Here is a 16,639-nt window from a genome sequence, read left to right as displayed (position 1 = left end):
CCTGCAAGGCCTAGGCGTTAGTTCAACGTTCATTGAACATTTAGGTGACCTCCATGGATATTCGTCTTTTCGGATTAGCGCTTGGTGCATTCGCCATCGGTATCGAGGCATTCGTCGCGGCAAGTCTTCTGCCGCAGATCGCTGGCGATACGGGCGTCACTTTGGTCCAGGCCGGCTATCTTGTCGTGGCCTATGCGTTTGCCTATGCGATCGGAGCGCCGGTTGTTGCCGCGCTCACCGGCTCGCTCGACCGCCGCACGATTCTGGCCGGCAGCGCGACGGTTTTCGTGATTGGCGCGCTGTGCGCCGCCATTTCGCCGACATATCTGCTTCTCCTGCTTGCCCGCCTCCTGATTGCGGTGACCGCAGGTCTATACGCGGCGACGGCGCAGGCAACAGCGGTCGCCATTTCGGAAGCCCATCATCGTGCCCGCGCGGTTGCTGCTGTCGTCGGCGGCACCACGCTTGCTGTCGCGTTCGGCGCGCCGCTTGGCGCTGCTATCAGCGCTTTTGCCGGATGGCGCGGCACCTATGCCTTCATCGCGCTGATCGGTCTGATTGCAGCGGTTGTCGTCTGGTCGCTTTTGCCGCGTGGACTTTACGCAGACCGACTTACTCTGTCCCAGCGCCTTTCAGTGATCCGCCACCCCGGCCTCATGCCGGCGCTGCTGACCACGCTGCTCTACATGACCGGCGCTTTTGCGGTTTACACCTATATTGCAGCGATTGCCGTTGACGGCGTCGGCCTCGGTAAGTCGATGCTGCCCGTGGTTCTCCTATCGTTCGGTATCGGCGCGGCCATCGGTAATTTTTTGGGAGGCCAGTTGGCTGACCGGCTCGGTGCGACCCGCACTGTCGTCGCTGCCTCGGTCCTCAATGCCATGGTGCTGGCGACTGTAAGCTGGATCATGCAACTACCGCACGATCTCGCCGGTCCCGTTCTTATCGCGCACATGTTCGTCTGGGGCGTGATCGCCTGGATGTTCCCGCCGGCGCAGGCGAGCCGGATCCTGACCATCGCGCCGGAAAGCGCGCCATTGGCGCTCTCGCTGAACTTTTCCGCGCTCTACCTCGGCGTTGCTTTCGGATCGATGATAGGCGGCCAGATCCTTTCCCATGTCGGGCTGATCCATCTTGGCTGGCTGGGCGCGCTCTTCCCGGTGCTGGGGCTTGCAGTGCTCCGATTTGCGGACGCGACGTCCCGCAAGGAGAAATTGTCGATGGCTCGATTTGGCTAGTGCCGTCCTCGTTCTTTAATGAACGACCGTCGTGTCGAAGGGCTTCAGACCGTGATGCTCCATGCTGTCGCGATAGATCGCCGTCGCCTGGGTGCGGTTGTGCGCGCGCAATTTGCGGATAAGATTGTGAACATGCACCTTGACCGTATGCACCGAAAGGGCAAGGCGGTCGGCAATGATCTTGTTCTGCAAGCCCTCGGAGAGAAGCTGCAAAATCTCGTGTTCGCGCAGGGTCAGGGTCTTTACCGGCCAAGCATTCATTGAAGTATGCTTCGGCTGGGCGCTGAACGGCGTCTGAGCCTTGACCTGTGTGCCGTTTGCAGCCTTTGCCATCGAGCGAACAATCGTTGACGGATAATATTCGCCGCCGTTGAGCATCAGCCAGACGACCGCCAGCCACGCATCAAGCTTCAGGCTGAAAGGCAGGAGGCCCTGAACCAGATTATTGTCGAAGAGCGTGTTGAATTCCGGAATGGACGCACTCGTGTCATCGATCATCAATGTCACGTAAGCATCGGGAAAGCGCATTTTGCAGCGCGCGATACAGTCGATGAGGTCGGAGACAAAATCGGCGTGGATCATAACCAGACCGATTGCGTCGTCGTTTTCGCCGGAGTCGGCAAGCTTGTTTGAAAGGTCGACCTTGAGATCGGGAAACGTTCGTTCGAGTGATTGCACAAGACCCTGGAAAACGACTCCAGCCTCGGCATAGATGAGGATGCCGCTCTTGAAATTCGCTCCGCCCTCATTCGGGGAGCCGCTTTGGATTTGGTCAGTCCTCATACGCGCCACCGTCACACTCATGATCCTACCCTACGCCATTTGATGAGAAAAAAGCCGCCAGATTTTGTTATGATTCGATTGGAATCGCCCCCGTCCCAAGGCCGATTCGTTGCGGCTAACCCCTTGTATTTCATGTTAATCGGCAAGGGTAATGGACCAAACGTGACGCGGGCGTGACGCGAAGGTGCGATGTACGCGCGCGCGAGGCCGGACACGTCTATTCCGATCATTTCGGGGTTGACGCGTTCGGCTAACAGGTCACGAGAAGCGCTTGTTTTCCCACGAGCGACGTTCTTTCACTCCACCAAAGGGACACACAAGTTCGAGCCGGGTTCATCCATCAGGTGGAACCTCTTCTCACTTCTCCTAAATGGCGCGCAATCACTCCCGCCGGTACTGTTTTCCAAAATCCACTCGGTTTGGCCGTGACAGGTGAACACACCTTGCATGGCGAGTGTTCAATTCGCGGGGGTGCGCCTTGTTTGCATGGATCACCAATTGTTTTGCAGCATTGATTGTAAGTGCTGCGCTGGTCGTAATCTTGAAACGGGTGTCGCCTGTGTTCGCCCTCGTCGATCATCCCGACCGGCGCAAATTGCACGATGGCGTCGTTCCGCTCTGCGGCGGCATTGCTATCTTTGCAACCTTTGCGCTCGTCATGATGTTGCACGACCACGCGCCGTCGCTTCCCGTCAATTTTTGGGCAGGTCTTTTCGTAACTTTGGTGGTCGGCATAACCGATGACCGCGTCGATCTGCCGGCCGTGCGTCGCCTGGCTGCGCAGTTTCTGGTTGCCCTGACGCTGGTCAATCCTTTTTCCGGAGCTACTATTGTCACCGGCATTGCCCTGCCGCCAGCGCTGCTGGCCATATCGTTTCCGCTTCTGACCATCGTCGCGATTCTCTTCGTCATAGGTCTTATCAATGCCTGGAACATGATCGACGGCGTCGATGGCCTTGCTGGCGGCTGCGCCGCAGTCGCCCTGTTATGGCTGTCGGTTATTGCTGGCTTTAAGGGCGTGACGGAGCTGATCCTGCCAATGCTGGTGCTTCTTGCGGCTGTGGGAGGGTTTCTTGCCTTCAACATGCGTAGCCCATGGCTCGCGCGCGCCAAGATATTTCTCGGCGATGCCGGAAGCACTGCGCTTGGTGCGGTCATTGCCTATTTCATCATAACCCTGTCCATCCACGCCAACATAGCGTTCACCGTGCTGCTCTGGATCGTCATTGTTCCGGTCATCGATACGTTGAGCCTGATCGTGCGCAGGGTCCATGCCGGCCGCAGCCCGCTTGCTGCTGATCGCTGGCATCTCCACCATCTCCTGCTCGACCGCGCGATCCCGCCCGCGAAAACTACACTCACGATCGTTGCAGCTTCGGCGGTGTGCGGGGGCATAGGGTGCCTCGGCATCATTCTCGGTGTCTCGAACCTTGCCATGACACTGGCGCTGGTGGTGCCGTTCCTCGTGCACAGCGCCTTCGTCTACGCAACGCTGTCGGGGCGCTCGACGACAGTTCAGCGCCCGCTGGCGCCGGTGCAGAAAATGTCGGCCGTTTCGGCAAACGCTATTCGGCCCGACCTCAATTTAACCCACACGTCCGTGCAACCGGCCAAGCCCACCCGGCCTGGCATCCTTTCGGACGCAGTTTGACGACCCAAGAAACCGGAGCGAGACAGTGATTTCTGCATTGATCATGACCCTCAACGAAGAAGAGTGCCTGCCGGCCTGCCTGGCATCCCTCAGCTGGTGTGACGATATCGTCGTGCTGGATTCGTTCAGCACCGACCGCACCGTCGAGATCGCCAAGGCCGCCGGGGCCCGCGTCTATCAGCACAAATATGAAACCGAAACCAAGCAGCGCATGTATGGGCTGAAGGAGATCGAGTTCAAGCACGAATGGGTCTATATGCCCGATGCCGACGAGATAACGCCTGACGATTTGCGCGACGAGATGCTGGCGATCGCCGCTGATCCGAACCGTCCTGAGGCGATGTTCAGCGCCCGCTACAAGAACATGTTCATGGGACGCTGGGTCAAGCACTCGAGCCTCTACCCGACCTGGATCACGCGGCTTGCACGTCCTGAACGCATCCAATATGAGCGCGAGTGCCACTCGCGACCGGTTGGCGATGGCCCGACGGGCCGCCTGAAGTCGCATTTCATCCACTACAGCTTCAACAAGGGCATGGCGGCTTGGTTCGATAAGCACAACCGCTATTCCGGCTTTGAAGCGCGCGAATCCCTGCAGATCCTGCGCAGCAAAAGGATTCCGTGGCACAGCTTCTTCAGCGCCACGCCGGAAGCAAGGCGCAGGGCGCTCAAGGAATTCTCCTATCGTCTTCCTTTCCGGCCGCTGGCACGATTTGCCTACATGTACTTTCTTCGCGGCGGATTTCTCGACGGATGGCAGGGCTATCATTACTGCCGCCTCATTGCGTCATACGAATATATGATCGTTATAAAGATGCGGGAACTGCAGCGGCGAGAGCTTGGCCTTTCGATATGACCGCAGTCAACGCGCATTCCGTGACGGTATCGGACGAGCGCGTGCGACGCCTGCCGTTACGGGAGTATCTCTTTCCGGCCATCGGGCTTGTTGCGGTCCTGACAGTTCTTTCCGTGCTGTCGCTTCCGCTCCTCGCGCAGAAGTTCCTGACCATTCAGGACCAGCCGGCCAAAGTCGACGTGATCGTCGTCCTTGGCGGCGACGGCCCGGCGCGCGCCAAGCTTGCCGCCAGCCTGTGGCTCGGCAAGTTTGCGCCGCGCGTCCTTATCAGCGGCGATGGCGATTGCTACTGGATCAAGACCGCAATGGTCAAGCGCGGCGTCGATGAGAAGGCCATCGACGTTGAGTGTCAGTCCGGCACGACATGGGAAAACGCGCTCTATTCGGCTCCCTACGTGAAGCGAATGGGCGCTCGCAGCGGCATCGTGGTGACAAGCTGGTATGCTTCGCGGCGAGCGATCACAAGTTTCCATGCCGCGTCGCCGGACGTTCACTGGCTGTCCGTCCCGGTGACAAATCTGCAGCCCCTGTGGAAACTGGCGATCGGCACCGACACCTACCTGCAAAAGGAATTCCCGAAATTGATTTGGTATACCGTGCGCGGTTGGCTGGGTCTCAATTCGACATTCGTGCCGGCGCCGTTCCCATCGCGGGAGGTCCGGGCATGAATGTAACTCGGCAAACGTGGCACAGGGTATCAAACAGAATTGGTAAGGCGGGGTAAGACAATGCGCTCACGTTACAACGATCCGGCATTCGACGCAGCGAGCGCGCCTTTGCCGCGTCTCGGCGGAGCGACATTTGCTCTTAGGTTCCGCCTCAGGCGCCTCCTTTGGATGATATCGTGGACGCTCCTTGCATCGTGGACGCCTTCGCCGCTCAGTCCATGGCGGGGTTGGCTGCTGCGCAAGTTCGGCGCCACGATCGACCCGTCAGCCATTGTCAGAAGCAGCGTGAAGATCTGGTGGCCCGGCAACCTCATCATGGGCAAGCATGCATCCATGGGGCCCGGCGTAATTTGCTACAACGTCGCCGAGATCACGATCGAGGATTTCGCCATCGTCTCGCAGCGCACACACCTTTGCACCGGAACGCACGACGTGGACGATGCGGATTTTCCGCTGAAGAGCCGGCCGATCACAATCAAGACCAACGCCTGGATCGCGTCCGAAGCTTTTGTCGGCCCCGGCGTCGTCGTCGGCGAAGGTGCTGTCCTCGGTGCACGGGGTGTTGCCATGCGCAAACTCGATCCATGGATGATCTATGTAGGCAATCCGGCACAGCCGGTCAGGGCGCGCAAACAACCAGCCAACGGCTGAGTTTCAGCCCTGCATATCCAAGCTGCTATGAATGGTCGGGAGCGACGCGGAGATTTGCTGAACCGGTCGCTGCGCTGAGGCTCGGCGATGCGTAGCCCTGGAGCGTCAGTTCCGCAACGCGCGGCCATGTATAATTCTCGTGCACAAGGCGCTTGCCGTTCTCGCCCATGATCGCGGCCATACCCGGATCGTCGAGGATATCGCCGATCGCGGCGGCAACATTCGCGGGATCGAGCGAAACGACTACGCCGGCGTGGGCCGTCCTGACTTCGGGAAAATGACAAGGCTCGCTGATCACCACCGGCAGGCCGCAGGCAAGGGCTTCGGTAATGGCGACGCTAAAGCCTTCCTGGCGGCTCGGCAGGCAAAAGCACGCCGCATCCATCAGCGCCCGTAACTTCTCCGCGCCATAGATCGGCCCGGTAAGATGAACCCGATCCGTAATCCCGAGGTCCGTGACGAGGCTGACGAAACCATCCTGCGCGCCGCCGTCCGGTCCCGCAACGGCGAGATCGACATCGGGGTGGGATTTGGCCAACATGGAAAACGCCGCGGCCAGAATATCGAGCCCCTTTTTCGTATGAAGGCGCGACAGGAACAATACGACCCGCTTGCCTTGCAATTGCGGAAAGCGCTCGGCAAAATATCCCTTGCCTGGCAAATCGGCGAATTCTTCGAGAAATATGCCGTTCGGAATGACCAGCCGTGGCGGGGTCAATCCCAACGGGTCAAGCAGGTTTGCTTCGTCCGTGTTGAGCGTGTGGATGAACTTTGCCCCATTCAACATCTTGCGGTAGCCAAGCAGCAGCGCCACACGCTTCTTCAGGCGCTTCTGCTGCATGCTCCAAACATCGAGCATCCCATGCGGTTGAACGCAATATGGAACCTTCAAACTCCGGGCAATGCGCGCGGCATGCTTCAGGATGGGTTCCCAAACGCCATGAATGTGGACGAAAGACGCGTCCTTCAATACGTTCCGAAGCGCTCTTGCTGCGCGGAGCCCGAGAACGCGCTCGATTTTGTCCGGGTCGGCCAGAAGGTGCCAGCGGACTTTTGCAAGCTGCGGCACATCGTGTGCCGCGCGCAACGCACGTTGCCGGATGTCGCTCCCGCCATAGCTGATGATCTCGACCTCGTGGCCGAGGGCTGCCTGTGCTGCCGCGAGGCGCAAGCAGCCGGCTTGTGGTCCGCCCTGCGCTGGATCGATCGAACTGACGACGTGATAAATTTTCATGAAAGCGCGGCCTGGTTGACTGTGTGCTGTTGCGATGGAAGCAGGGAAAGTGCTTCGAGCAAGCGCTCGCCATAGCGCTTGACCGTAAACTCTGCGGCCCGCGTCACCGCGCTTTCGGACATCGCCGCTCGCGTGCCGGGGTGTTCGCTAAGATCGGTCACCGCTTTGGCGATGGCTTCACTGTCACGTATAGGCACGATGAAGCCGTCCACGCCGTCCCGCACGACACTGCCGGCATTTTCGGTACAGATGACCGGCAGACCTGCGGCGAGCGCCTCATAGATGGCGGTAGCCGAACCTTCGCATATGGATGGCAGGAGGAACACGTCAGCCCATTCATATTCCTTGGCCATTTCAGCGCGGGGCACGATACCGCGCAGTTCGACGGATCGGCCGATCTCGGCCTTGACTTCCGGTGACAATCTGCTTGGGCCAGCCATTCTAAAGGTAGCGGATTTGCCAAGCATACGTGCAGCCTCGGCGACGTAGGGCGAACCTTTGCGCAGGCCGACTTCGCCCACGGTCAGGACCCGCAAGGGACCGCCGATACGGATAATGTCCTGCGCCGGAAATTGCGGATCAATCCCATATGGCACTACGACGCAGCGTTCCGCGCTGCCACCGCGCGCAATGACGTTGCGCCGTACAAATTCCGAAGGGCAGACGATAACGTCGGCAAGCGCCCATTCGGCTTTTTCCCGTTCGGCAAATACCCGCGCATATTGATTCTCGCTATAGGGACCGGCCCAATCGGGAAAACGCGCGTGTTCGCCGGCGACGAGTTCTTCGACGGTGTCCCAAGGCGCGATCATCTGCTCGACCGCGGTCCACATTCCCTGCCGTTTCGCGGCTTGCATTTGCTCCAATGCATCGCCGGCAAAGGCATAGAGGCCGTCGGCGCCGTGGAAGCCGCTCGACGCCACCAGGCGCGAAAACTCCGAACCGGCCCAGATCGTATGGGCCATGTGCTCGATACTGTTCTTTTGCCGCAACCGGCGGACCGCCGACCGGGCGCCGAAGTTCGGGAAGGTCGAGATGAGTTCGGCCGGGACGCCTTTCGGGATCCGCCCTGTCAGGCGCTTGACGGATGACGGAAGCAGACGACGCGGCAGCTTGTTGACGAGTCGGGGCCATCCCTGAGTGGCACAGATATCCGTATAGAAATGTGCCAGCCGCCCCTCCGAGGCGAAGATGCGTGGCACTGCGTAATGCATGCGCGCACCGAGCTGACTGACAACGACGCTACCGCTCATTCTGCTGGCCCGAAAACTGAGGTTTGCGATGAAGCCGCCGATTGCTGGCGGAACTGGTGCATGACGTCGGACCAGGCTCCAACCGCCCGGTCGCGCGAAAATACGGTGTCGAGCGTGTGCCTGGCATTGATCCCCATCTGCGCGCGGTGCGCGGGCTCGTTCTTCAATCTGAGAATATGATCGGCGAGCCTTTGGCCCTCACCGATCCTGACCGCTGCGCCGCAATCTGCCGAAGCAACGACGCGCGCAACCTCGCCATTACCGTCGCCGATGAATAGCGTCGGACGGCCGGCAGCAAGGACGCCGTAGAACTTGCTTGGAACGATACAATGTTCGAGCCTTGGAATGAGCGAGACGATATGCGCGTCGGCCGTGCTGAGGCTTTCAGCGATGTGTTCGGACGGCTGGAGCGGTTTGAACGTTACGTTCTTGAGGTCGCGGTTGCGGACGATTTCTTCGACATGGGCGCGCTGCTGGCCGCCACCGATCAGGAGGAACCGGATGTCGTCATGGTCGCTGAGAAGCACGGCGGCTTCGATCAGGGTCGAAAAGTCGTGGGCACGGCCGAAATTGCCTGAGTAGCCGACGACGAACTTTTCCTGGAGTCCCCAGCGCGTACGCAGAGTGTTGTCGGCGGGAAAGACCGGATAGATTTCTTCCCCGTCGGACCAGTGATGCATGACGCTTAGCCGGTCTTCGTCAAGCCCATGCTCGGCAAGGTAGGACGCCATCGAAGCGGTGGGACAGACAATCATCGTGGATTTGCGCATCGACCAGTCGCGCGCAACCTTGCTCAGCCTGCCGGCAATGCTCTTTTCGGACAGCATGCCGAGTTCCATCGCCACTTCCGGAAAGAGGTCCATGACCCAGTTGACCATGCGTGCGCCGCGCCAGCGGATCGGCAGCGCTGTCGTCACGGAAAGGAGTGGCGGGTCAGTGCAGACGACGCAAATATCTCCCTTTTCCAGATTGGCGAGACACCAGAAGAACGCGGAAACATGGAAGGTCAGGTAGTCGATTGCCCGGCCAAGAATGTTGCTGCGCCCGAATCGCGTTGCCCAGAGGCGTTTGACGGTAACCCCACCGACCACCTCATCGGCGGGAAGCTCGATATTGGGATTGTCGTGCATGGTGCGACTGGCGATGGCGGCAACATCGAAGCCGCGCCGTCGCAACGCAAACGCGAGCCCTGAAACCATGCGGCTCGTCGCCGATTGATCGGGTGAGAAGTAGCGATTTGCAAATACGATCTTCATGTAGACCTGCCTCGAGCCATGGCTGTGCCCAGCCCTGAAAACTTGGCTGCGATTGTTGCAGTTCGCAGCGGGCACGGACAGTTCAACAAAGGCACTACCAATGTCGGTGCCCCGTTTCCCGGATCTACCACTTCCGTAGAAGCCATCATCCATAGTCGCCCCTTTTATCGTCCGGAATCAGCCCGCTACGCCTTATGTTCCATCGCCCTGGATGCCGCGCCTATCCCTATTGCCGAAGTGTCTCCCGGCCCGCGGTCTCTATAGTGAAACGAGGATTCTTCACTGTTTTCGGTTGCCGTTTCCATTCGGGGAAGCCGGTCCGGAGGCCAAAATGAAAAGAAGCTCTGAGAGCACGAGACCGGGGATATGATATGACCGCGAAGACCGCTTTGATCATTGGCGTTACAGGCCAGGACGGCGCCTATCTGAGTGAATTCCTGCTCAAGAAGGGCTATATCGTTCACGGCCTGAAGAGGCGCTCCTCCTCGTTCAATACTGCGCGTATCGATCATCTCTATCAGGACCCGCATGAGGAGGACATTCGCTTTCGTCTGCATTTCGGCGACCTGACGGATGCAACGAACCTCTGCCGTGTCGTCCAGGAAATCCAGCCGGACGAAATCTACAATCTCGGTGCGCAGAGTCACGTTCAGGTCAGTTTCGAAACCCCCGAATACACCGCCAATTCGGATGCGCTGGGCACCTTGCGCCTGCTTGAAGCCATGCGCATCATGAAGATCGAAAAGACATGCCGGTTCTACCAGGCTTCGACTTCCGAGCTGTTCGGTAAGAGCAAAGAGGCGCCGCAAAACGAACAAACGCCTTTCTATCCGCGTAGCCCCTACGCTGCCGCCAAGCTTTACGCCTACTGGATAACCGTTAATTACCGAGAAGCCTACGGCATGCATGCGTCCAACGGCATCCTTTTCAACCATGAAAGCCCGCTGCGCGGCGAAACCTTCGTCACCCGCAAGATCACGCGCGCTGTTGCCGCAATCGAGCGCGGCCTCCAGGAGAAGCTCCGCCTCGGCAATCTCGAAGCCAAGCGCGACTGGGGTCACGCGCGGGACTATGTCGATGGCATGTGGCGCATCCTGCAGCAGGACCAGCCAGATGACTATGTTCTCGCAACCGGCGAAACCCACACCGTGCGCGAATTCGTCGAAAAGGCTTTTGGCGCCGTCGGCAAGGAAATCGAGTGGGCGGGTTCAGGCGTCGACGAGATCGGTTATGACCGCAAGTCGGGCAAGGAACTCATCGAAATCGATCCGCGCTATTTCCGCCCCACGGAAGTCGAACTGCTTCTCGGCAATCCTGCGAAGGCGCGGGAAAAACTCGGCTGGACCCATACGGTCTCGTTCGACGCGCTGGTGACGGAAATGGTAGAATCTGATCTCAGGAACATCATGCGCGAAGAAGGGCGGAACGATTTCTATGGCTGAGACCGACGATCATCACTTTGACCTGCGCGGCAAGCGCATCTGGGTGGCGGGGCACACGGGTATGGTGGGCTCCGCGTTGGTGCGGCGCCTGCAGAACGAGGGATGCGACCTCCTGCAGGTCTCGCATGACGAGCTCGACCTCACGCGCCAGGCCGATACCGAGGCCTGGATGGCCAGAGCCCGCCCGGATGCGATTTTCATTGCTGCGGCCAAGGTTGGCGGCATTATCGCCAACTCCACCTATCCGGCCAATTTCCTCTACGACAATGCCATGATTGCCATGAACATCATGCACACCGCGCATCAGCTCGGCGTGCAGAAGCTGTTGTGGCTTGGCTCGAGCTGCGTCTATCCGAAATTTGCGGAGCAGCCGATCAGCGAAGACTCGCTGCTGACCGGTGCGCTTGAGCCAACCAACGAGGCTTACGCAGTCGCAAAAATCGCCGGTCTGAAGCTTGCCGAGGCCTATGCGCGCCAATATGGCCAGCGATTCATTACGGCGATGCCGACCAATCTCTACGGCCCGAACGACAATTTCGACCTGCAGAACGCACATGTGCTGCCGGCATTGATTCGCAAGATGCATGAGGCGAAGATCGCGGGAAGTTCCAAGGCAATCGTATGGGGTACCGGAACGCCGAAGCGTGAATTCCTCCACGTCGATGATCTCGCCGACGCCTGCGTGTTCATCATGAAAAACCATGCCGGTCCTGAGATCATCAATATCGGCTCTGGCCGCGAGGTATCGATCGGCGAACTCGCAAAGCTCATAGCCGGGATAGTGGGATACGAAGGCACGATTGTCTTCGATACGACCAAGCCCGATGGAACCCCGCGCAAATTGGTCGATCCGGCGCGACTCGAGAGCATGGGCTGGCGCCCGAGCGTGGCGCTCGAGGCCGGCATTAGCGACCTCTATCTGCGCTGGCAGCAATCCATGCACGTATCTCTCAGCGAAAAGCGCATCGTTACTGCCGCCTAATAACCAGAATTCGATCAACCCGCCTGCGCTTCCGGCGCTGGCGGGTTGATCTTTTGCAATCTGGACCCAACGGAGAAGCCCGCCGGGGTTAAAACCGCCGGCGGGCTTCTTCGATTTAATTACTTGGCTAATTGATTTTCTTTTCGACCTGGCCCGGCATGGTCAGTTGCGCGCGCAGAATATCGCCCGCCTTGATCGGATCATGCTCGGAAAGTTCGGTTTCCTTGTAATCGCCATTCACATTGCGAAGCACACTGAACGTCAGTTTGATCGATTCCTCGCGGGTGCTTGCACGCTGCGCGCTTGCACCGATTTCAGACATGGTCTGCACGATGAAGGAGAGCTTCTTGCGCAACCTCATAATGTCGAGGTCGATGTCCCGCAACTGACTGGCTGCATCGTTCGAGCGCTGCTCGCGCAAGGCAAGCAGGTTCTGCTGGATGGCATTCTCGTTCTGCTTCGCCCGGGCGAGGAACGAACCAAATTCCAGCGAGTCGCGGCGCATTGCCGAAAGCTGGCGTTGGGTGTCGCGCAGCGTCGACTGCGACGTAAGGCCCTTGTCGACCAGAGTCTGCGAGGCGTTGACATTCTTCTCCAGGAGCGAAATTTCGTCGTTGCGCAGCCGTGTGCTTTCTTCGAGCGTCTGGATCTCCTCGCGGTAGTTCTGCGTCTGGGCTTTCAACGCCTGTTCCTGGCTCGCGAGTGTTGCGAGCCGCAGGTCGAATAACCTGCGTTCGGAATCGACCACGCCCTGGCGCGCATCCCTGTCCTCGGTTGGCGTATCGCTCGAAAGCACATATTCGAAAGGCTTGTCGTCGAGCTCCGCTTTCAGCCGCGCCTCCCTGACTTCTTGGGCGAAGAGCTGGAGGCTGGTGTCGGAATAATCCTGGCGGGCCGCCACGAGCTGCACGCCGGCAGCGTCGATCTTGCCCGCATCCTGTTTCAACCCCCCGCTCAAGGCGAAGAGCTCGAGCGCGATCATGCCGGGACGATACTCATACTTTCCCGGCTTCTGCACGTCGCCGATAACGAATACCGGAGCATATTCCTTGACCGCCACCGAGACCGAAAGGCCTGGTATGTGTTGCAGGAGCGCCTGGCTGATGCTGCCGGTAACTTCCGGGATGCTGTGATCGGCGACCGCAATGTTTCCGAGGATCGGATAGCCGATCGTTCCGTCGACACCGACCGGGAATACCCCGGAGAGGCCGGCGTCGCCATAGACAGTGATCTGCAGCACATCTCCGGACGCAATCTTGTAAGGCTCTTCAGCCCAGGCGGGGGACACCGTCGATGAAAGCAGCAACAGTGACGAAAAAGTCCAGGCTGCCACTGTGCGATTGATGCGAAAGCCGATGCCGTTACTTTTGTTCTTTTGTTTGATTGACATGGTTCACCTCATGCCTTCGCTGTGAAGGAGCGGGATTTTTTGACATGCCCGGCGATCTTCTTGATCACCTGAGGCGATGCAAGCTTGATCTTCGGGAGGGAGGTATCGATATGGCCAGCCTTGCCTTTCCGGCGATCACTGTTGAGCACGATGCCACTGATCTTGCGGCCATCCGCACGCAGCCTGTTAACGGCGGCAACCACCATATCGGTTCTTGCCGTGTCGCGCCGTACGACGACGATTGTCGTATCGACCAGCGCCGAGACGCGGATCGCGTCTGCGCCGTTATTGAGGGCAGGCGTATCGATCAGCACGATGTCATACTGACGCTTCAACTGGGCGATCATCTTGGCGAATTGTTCGTGGCCCAGCAGATATTCGGCTGGAACTTCGCAGCTTTGCGAAGCGACGAAATCGATGGTCGACGCGAGATCGTGTTGAACCGCAGCTTCCAATGTCTGCCTGCCGCGGATCACCTCTTCGAGATAGGGGCCGAACTGGTCGCCAAATTCCTGCGCAACCATCGGGTTACGGAAATTGGCGTCAACAACGACAGTCCGGATACCCGTCGCAGACAGGGACCGGGCCAGGCCGGCGACGATCAGCGTCTTGCCTTCCTGATCGCCGGCCGAGGTGATTGCGATGGCACGCGATGCCTTCGGCGAAGACGACAATAGCAAGTGGGCCTGAAGATCAGCGATGGCTCGTCCGAAGCTCGAGTGGCCATCCCTTACCATGCGGGCGACTTCCTGGCGCTCGCGATGCGTGAGCTCGGGAATACGGCCAATGATCGGCAGGCGGGTGATCGTTTCGAGCGATTCAGGCGAGCGGATCGACCGGTCGAACCATTCGATAAGGAATGCTCCGAGGAAGCCAAGACCCGTGCCGGCAATGATGCCGAGCAGGAGCCAGCTCTTGAGGCGCGGGCTCGATTTGGACGATGCCGGCTGCGCGCGGGAGATCATGCGGGCGTCAGCCGAGGCAATGCCATCCTGCTCGATCGTCTGCTTGTAGCGTGTCAGGTAGCTTTCATAGATGGCGCGATTGGCGGCCGCCTCGCGGTCGAGTTGGTCCGCGTGTACCAGCGCCTGGTTGGCCGTGGACATGCTGTCCTGAATCTCCTTCAGGTTGGCTTCCACCGCCGCCTGCTGGCGGTGCGTGACTTCAATCTCGCTCCGAAGGCTGTTGATGATCTGCTGGATCCCTTCATTGATCTGAACGTTCAGCGAATCCAGCTGAGAGTTCAGTTGCGGCAGCTGTGCGCTTTGCGTGGCGCCGCTCTGCTTGATTTCCAGAATGGCGCGTTCGACGCGGGACTGTTCGGTTCGCAACGCCAGGATTGCCGGGGAATTCAGGACTTCAGTCAATGCGACGCCGGCCTTGTTGTTTGCTGCGTCGATGGCCGTGGCGAGCCGGGCTTCCGTCCCTGCAAGCTTTGCCCGAAGATTGGCCAACTCGCCATTGAGTGCAGCGATCTGCTGGGACTGCAATGTCATGCCATTGGCCTTCACAAGGCCCGACTTCTCACGAAAATCGGCGGCGGCCCGTTCGGACTGTTCAAGCGTTGCGCGCAGGCTGACGATCTTGCCGCCAAGCCAGTCGCCGACGCGCCGCGTAGCGGATGTCTGAACATCGACCTGGTAGTCGAGATAGGCCTCGCCGAAGGCATTGGCCACTGCTGCGGAATAGACGGGGTTATCCGAACGGTAGCTGATATAGATTGTGTAGGAACGGCCGTCATTGGCAACATTCACATCCGACAGAAGCCTGTCGATGCGATCGCGGTTCTGATCCTCCAGCGTCGCGGCATTGGCGCTGTCCGGAACCGGCGGTTCCACTCGCGATGCGGCTCGCTCCGCCTCGGGAACAAGCCTCCCGTTGGCGTTGAAGCCCTCTCGATCGAGCCGGGCCAGGACGTTCTCTGCCATCGTTCGCGAGGTTATGATGTCGAGTTCCGTCCGCAACACCGGACTTTCCTGCGGCAAGGGGGAAACCACGGACTCCGTTGGCAAGGCTTGGAGTTTACGTACATTGAGGGCGAGGATCGCTTCGGAACTATATTGTGCCGGTGTGAGCATATAGCCGACGAGCGCCACGCCGACGGCTGTGGCAACTCCCGCCAGAACAACGAGCTTTCGGCGCCACAGTAGCGAGGCGATGCGAGGCAGCGCCATGCCGCTGCCATGGGTGGACGGTACTTCGGATACGATCATGATTGACCCCCCTGCAAGTTCAGATTTCGGTTAACTGGCCCAGGTCAGGTCAGAATCTGGTCTCATGCGGGATCATGTCGCTAATCTTGTAGGCAACCTCGGTTCGGTTCGTCGCGCCGAGCTTCTTCATGATATTGCGGATGTGCACCTTGACCGTGCTTTCGCACAAGTTCAGTTCGTAGGCGATGATCTTGTTGGCCTTGCCGCGGCGCAGACCCTCGGCGACGGCCGACTGGCGAGCCGTGAACGAGGTTGCGATGTGGCGGAATTCGTCGTTCCGGTTGCCGAGCATCTTGCGCAGTGCGAGGACGCTGCTTGCCGGTACGAACTTGCCGCCGGCAATGGCAAGCTCGATGGCCTGCATGCAGATCTCGATGCCGCACGTTGTCGGAATATAGCCGCGAACACCGATTTCGAGCGCCTTCAGAACATAGTTGAGATCATCATTTTCGGCGACGACGACGACAGCTGCGCTCTCGAATGTTGCAACGAGTTCGCTGATTTCCGCCGTCAGATCGGTATCATCCATGTTGCGGTTGCCGGCGTTTACCAGGACAGCGCGAAGATGGGAAACACTTCGCTTTGACGCGCGCCATTCTTCGAGGCTACCGAATGTATATACTTTAAGACCGATGTGATGATTGTGAAGAGCCTGAGCAAGACATTCGCGTTCAAGGGCGCGTTTGTCGACGATTGCGAGATAATCTTCAGGCTGATACTTTTGGAAATGGCGATCGTTGCTATATACTGCGTGATGGTGCTGATTGTTGTTTACAACGATTTCGCGGGTAAAGGATTCATTCTCGAGTTTCCCCATAAGGGACGGATGCGTATTCTCCATTTTACTACCCCAGTTTTTATATTTGTTGCGAGTTGATATATTGAACGTGTTAACCACGCCCAGCCGCACTTCTTTTCACGGTTTTCAATTTACGCCGATTATTTCGGGGTGTCTTTAATCCTCGAATAATTCATTCGATTGGGGCAATCGGGCCGATGTAGGCAGCGCCCAGATCTAGGCC

At 58.9% G+C, this 16,639-nt stretch carries 14 protein-coding genes; 7 read left to right on the top strand and 7 right to left on the bottom strand.

Annotated features, from left to right (window positions below; translation table 11 throughout):
• Window positions 1–53 precede the first annotated feature (53 nt).
• Window positions 54–1,238, top strand: coding sequence for an MFS transporter (locus BR48_RS0106545; protein WP_027230557.1), 1,185 nt, complete (start codon window positions 54–56; stop codon window positions 1,236–1,238).
• Between the two features lie 15 nt (window positions 1,239–1,253).
• On the opposite strand, the gene BR48_RS25435 is transcribed toward BR48_RS0106545, so the two are convergent.
• On the bottom strand, window positions 1,254–2,021 hold the full coding sequence (locus BR48_RS25435) for a response regulator transcription factor (protein WP_051614631.1): 768 nt from the start codon (window positions 2,019–2,021) through the stop codon (window positions 1,254–1,256).
• 550 nt (window positions 2,022–2,571) lie between these two features.
• Here BR48_RS25435 and BR48_RS23995 point away from each other — a divergent pair.
• The 4 genes from BR48_RS23995 to BR48_RS0106520 are packed head-to-tail and all read left to right on the top strand — an operon-like array spanning window position 2,572 to window position 5,847.
• On the top strand, window positions 2,572–3,672 hold the full coding sequence (locus BR48_RS23995) for an MraY family glycosyltransferase (RefSeq protein WP_245273404.1): 1,101 nt from the start codon (window positions 2,572–2,574) through the stop codon (window positions 3,670–3,672).
• A 43-nt stretch (window positions 3,673–3,715) separates the two neighbouring features.
• Window positions 3,716–4,528: a glycosyltransferase family 2 protein gene (locus tag BR48_RS23990; protein WP_081815837.1), complete on the top strand. Its 813-nt coding sequence runs from the start codon at window positions 3,716–3,718 to the stop codon at window positions 4,526–4,528.
• Window positions 4,525–5,196, top strand: a complete 672-nt coding sequence (locus tag BR48_RS0106525) for a YdcF family protein (RefSeq protein ID WP_051614628.1) — start codon at window positions 4,525–4,527, stop codon at window positions 5,194–5,196. Before BR48_RS23990 ends, BR48_RS0106525 begins: the two co-directional genes overlap by 4 nt.
• 60 nt (window positions 5,197–5,256) lie before the next feature.
• Window positions 5,257–5,847, top strand: coding sequence for an acetyltransferase (locus tag BR48_RS0106520; RefSeq protein ID WP_027230555.1), 591 nt, complete (start codon window positions 5,257–5,259; stop codon window positions 5,845–5,847).
• A 25-nt stretch (window positions 5,848–5,872) separates the two neighbouring features.
• Here BR48_RS0106520 and BR48_RS23985 read toward each other — a convergent pair whose 3' ends face one another.
• From BR48_RS23985 to BR48_RS0106505, 3 genes are read right to left on the bottom strand one after another with little or no spacing between them, the layout of a single operon-like run.
• On the bottom strand, window positions 5,873–7,081 hold the full coding sequence (locus tag BR48_RS23985) for a glycosyltransferase (protein WP_051614626.1): 1,209 nt from the start codon (window positions 7,079–7,081) through the stop codon (window positions 5,873–5,875).
• Window positions 7,078–8,334 (bottom strand): glycosyltransferase family 4 protein, encoded by a 1,257-nt coding sequence (locus tag BR48_RS23980; RefSeq protein WP_051614624.1) that lies wholly within the window; start codon window positions 8,332–8,334, stop codon window positions 7,078–7,080. Before BR48_RS23980 ends, BR48_RS23985 begins: the two co-directional genes overlap by 4 nt.
• Window positions 8,331–9,590, bottom strand: coding sequence for a glycosyltransferase family 4 protein (locus tag BR48_RS0106505; protein WP_027230554.1), 1,260 nt, complete (start codon window positions 9,588–9,590; stop codon window positions 8,331–8,333). Before BR48_RS0106505 ends, BR48_RS23980 begins: the two co-directional genes overlap by 4 nt.
• A gap of 371 nt (window positions 9,591–9,961) precedes the next feature.
• On the opposite strand from BR48_RS0106505, the gene gmd reads away from it, so the two are divergent.
• Together gmd and BR48_RS0106495 are read left to right on the top strand one after the other, a co-directional pair.
• On the top strand, window positions 9,962–11,032 hold the full coding sequence (gmd, locus tag BR48_RS0106500) for a GDP-mannose 4,6-dehydratase (RefSeq protein WP_027230553.1): 1,071 nt from the start codon (window positions 9,962–9,964) through the stop codon (window positions 11,030–11,032).
• Window positions 11,025–12,014, top strand: a complete 990-nt coding sequence (locus BR48_RS0106495) for a GDP-L-fucose synthase (RefSeq protein ID WP_027230552.1) — start codon at window positions 11,025–11,027, stop codon at window positions 12,012–12,014. The genes gmd and BR48_RS0106495 overlap by 8 nt, the downstream gene beginning before the upstream one ends.
• A 127-nt stretch (window positions 12,015–12,141) precedes the next feature.
• Here BR48_RS0106495 and BR48_RS0106490 read toward each other — a convergent pair whose 3' ends face one another.
• Genes BR48_RS0106490 through BR48_RS0106480 form a run of 3 tightly spaced genes read right to left on the bottom strand, consistent with a single transcriptional unit; the run spans window position 12,142 to window position 16,458 of the window.
• Window positions 12,142–13,404, bottom strand: a complete 1,263-nt coding sequence (locus BR48_RS0106490) for a polysaccharide biosynthesis/export family protein (protein WP_051614622.1) — start codon at window positions 13,402–13,404, stop codon at window positions 12,142–12,144.
• A gap of 8 nt (window positions 13,405–13,412) precedes the next feature.
• Entirely contained in the window at window positions 13,413–15,617 is a 2,205-nt protein-coding gene (locus tag BR48_RS23975; protein WP_051614620.1) for a polysaccharide biosynthesis tyrosine autokinase, read from the bottom strand.
• A 49-nt stretch (window positions 15,618–15,666) separates the two neighbouring features.
• Complete coding sequence (locus tag BR48_RS0106480) at window positions 15,667–16,458, bottom strand: response regulator transcription factor (protein WP_027230550.1); 792 nt, start codon at window positions 16,456–16,458, stop codon at window positions 15,667–15,669.
• Between the last annotated feature and the right edge of the window lie 181 nt (window positions 16,459–16,639).

Source organism: Phyllobacterium sp. UNC302MFCol5.2, from assembly GCF_000686005.1.
Taxonomy (GTDB): Bacteria; Pseudomonadota; Alphaproteobacteria; order Rhizobiales; family Rhizobiaceae; genus Phyllobacterium; species Phyllobacterium pellucidum.
The sequence above is the reverse complement of the archived record's forward strand: the minus strand, read 5'-3'. Positions and strand labels throughout refer to the sequence as shown.

Bases quoted from the DNA above. Each gene is read 5' to 3' on its own strand.
- BR48_RS0106545 (WP_027230557.1), top strand. From the start codon at position 54: ATGGATATTCGTCTTTTCGGATTAGCGCTTGGTGCATTCGCCATCGGT.
- BR48_RS25435 (WP_051614631.1), bottom strand. From the start codon at position 2,021: ATGAGGACTGACCAAATCCAAAGCGGCTCCCCGAATGAGGGCGGAGCG.
- BR48_RS23990 (WP_081815837.1), top strand. From the start codon at position 3,716: ATGACCCTCAACGAAGAAGAGTGCCTGCCGGCCTGCCTGGCATCCCTC.
- BR48_RS0106525 (WP_051614628.1), top strand. From the start codon at position 4,525: ATGACCGCAGTCAACGCGCATTCCGTGACGGTATCGGACGAGCGCGTG.
- BR48_RS0106520 (WP_027230555.1), top strand. From the start codon at position 5,257: ATGCGCTCACGTTACAACGATCCGGCATTCGACGCAGCGAGCGCGCCT.
- BR48_RS23985 (WP_051614626.1), bottom strand. From the start codon at position 7,081: ATGAAAATTTATCACGTCGTCAGTTCGATCGATCCAGCGCAGGGCGGA.
- BR48_RS23980 (WP_051614624.1), bottom strand. From the start codon at position 8,334: ATGAGCGGTAGCGTCGTTGTCAGTCAGCTCGGTGCGCGCATGCATTAC.
- BR48_RS0106505 (WP_027230554.1), bottom strand. From the start codon at position 9,590: ATGAAGATCGTATTTGCAAATCGCTACTTCTCACCCGATCAATCGGCG.
- gmd (WP_027230553.1), top strand. From the start codon at position 9,962: ATGACCGCGAAGACCGCTTTGATCATTGGCGTTACAGGCCAGGACGGC.
- BR48_RS0106495 (WP_027230552.1), top strand. From the start codon at position 11,025: ATGGCTGAGACCGACGATCATCACTTTGACCTGCGCGGCAAGCGCATC.
- BR48_RS0106490 (WP_051614622.1), bottom strand. From the start codon at position 13,404: ATGTCAATCAAACAAAAGAACAAAAGTAACGGCATCGGCTTTCGCATC.
- BR48_RS23975 (WP_051614620.1), bottom strand. From the start codon at position 15,617: ATGATCGTATCCGAAGTACCGTCCACCCATGGCAGCGGCATGGCGCTG.
- BR48_RS0106480 (WP_027230550.1), bottom strand. From the start codon at position 16,458: ATGGAGAATACGCATCCGTCCCTTATGGGGAAACTCGAGAATGAATCC.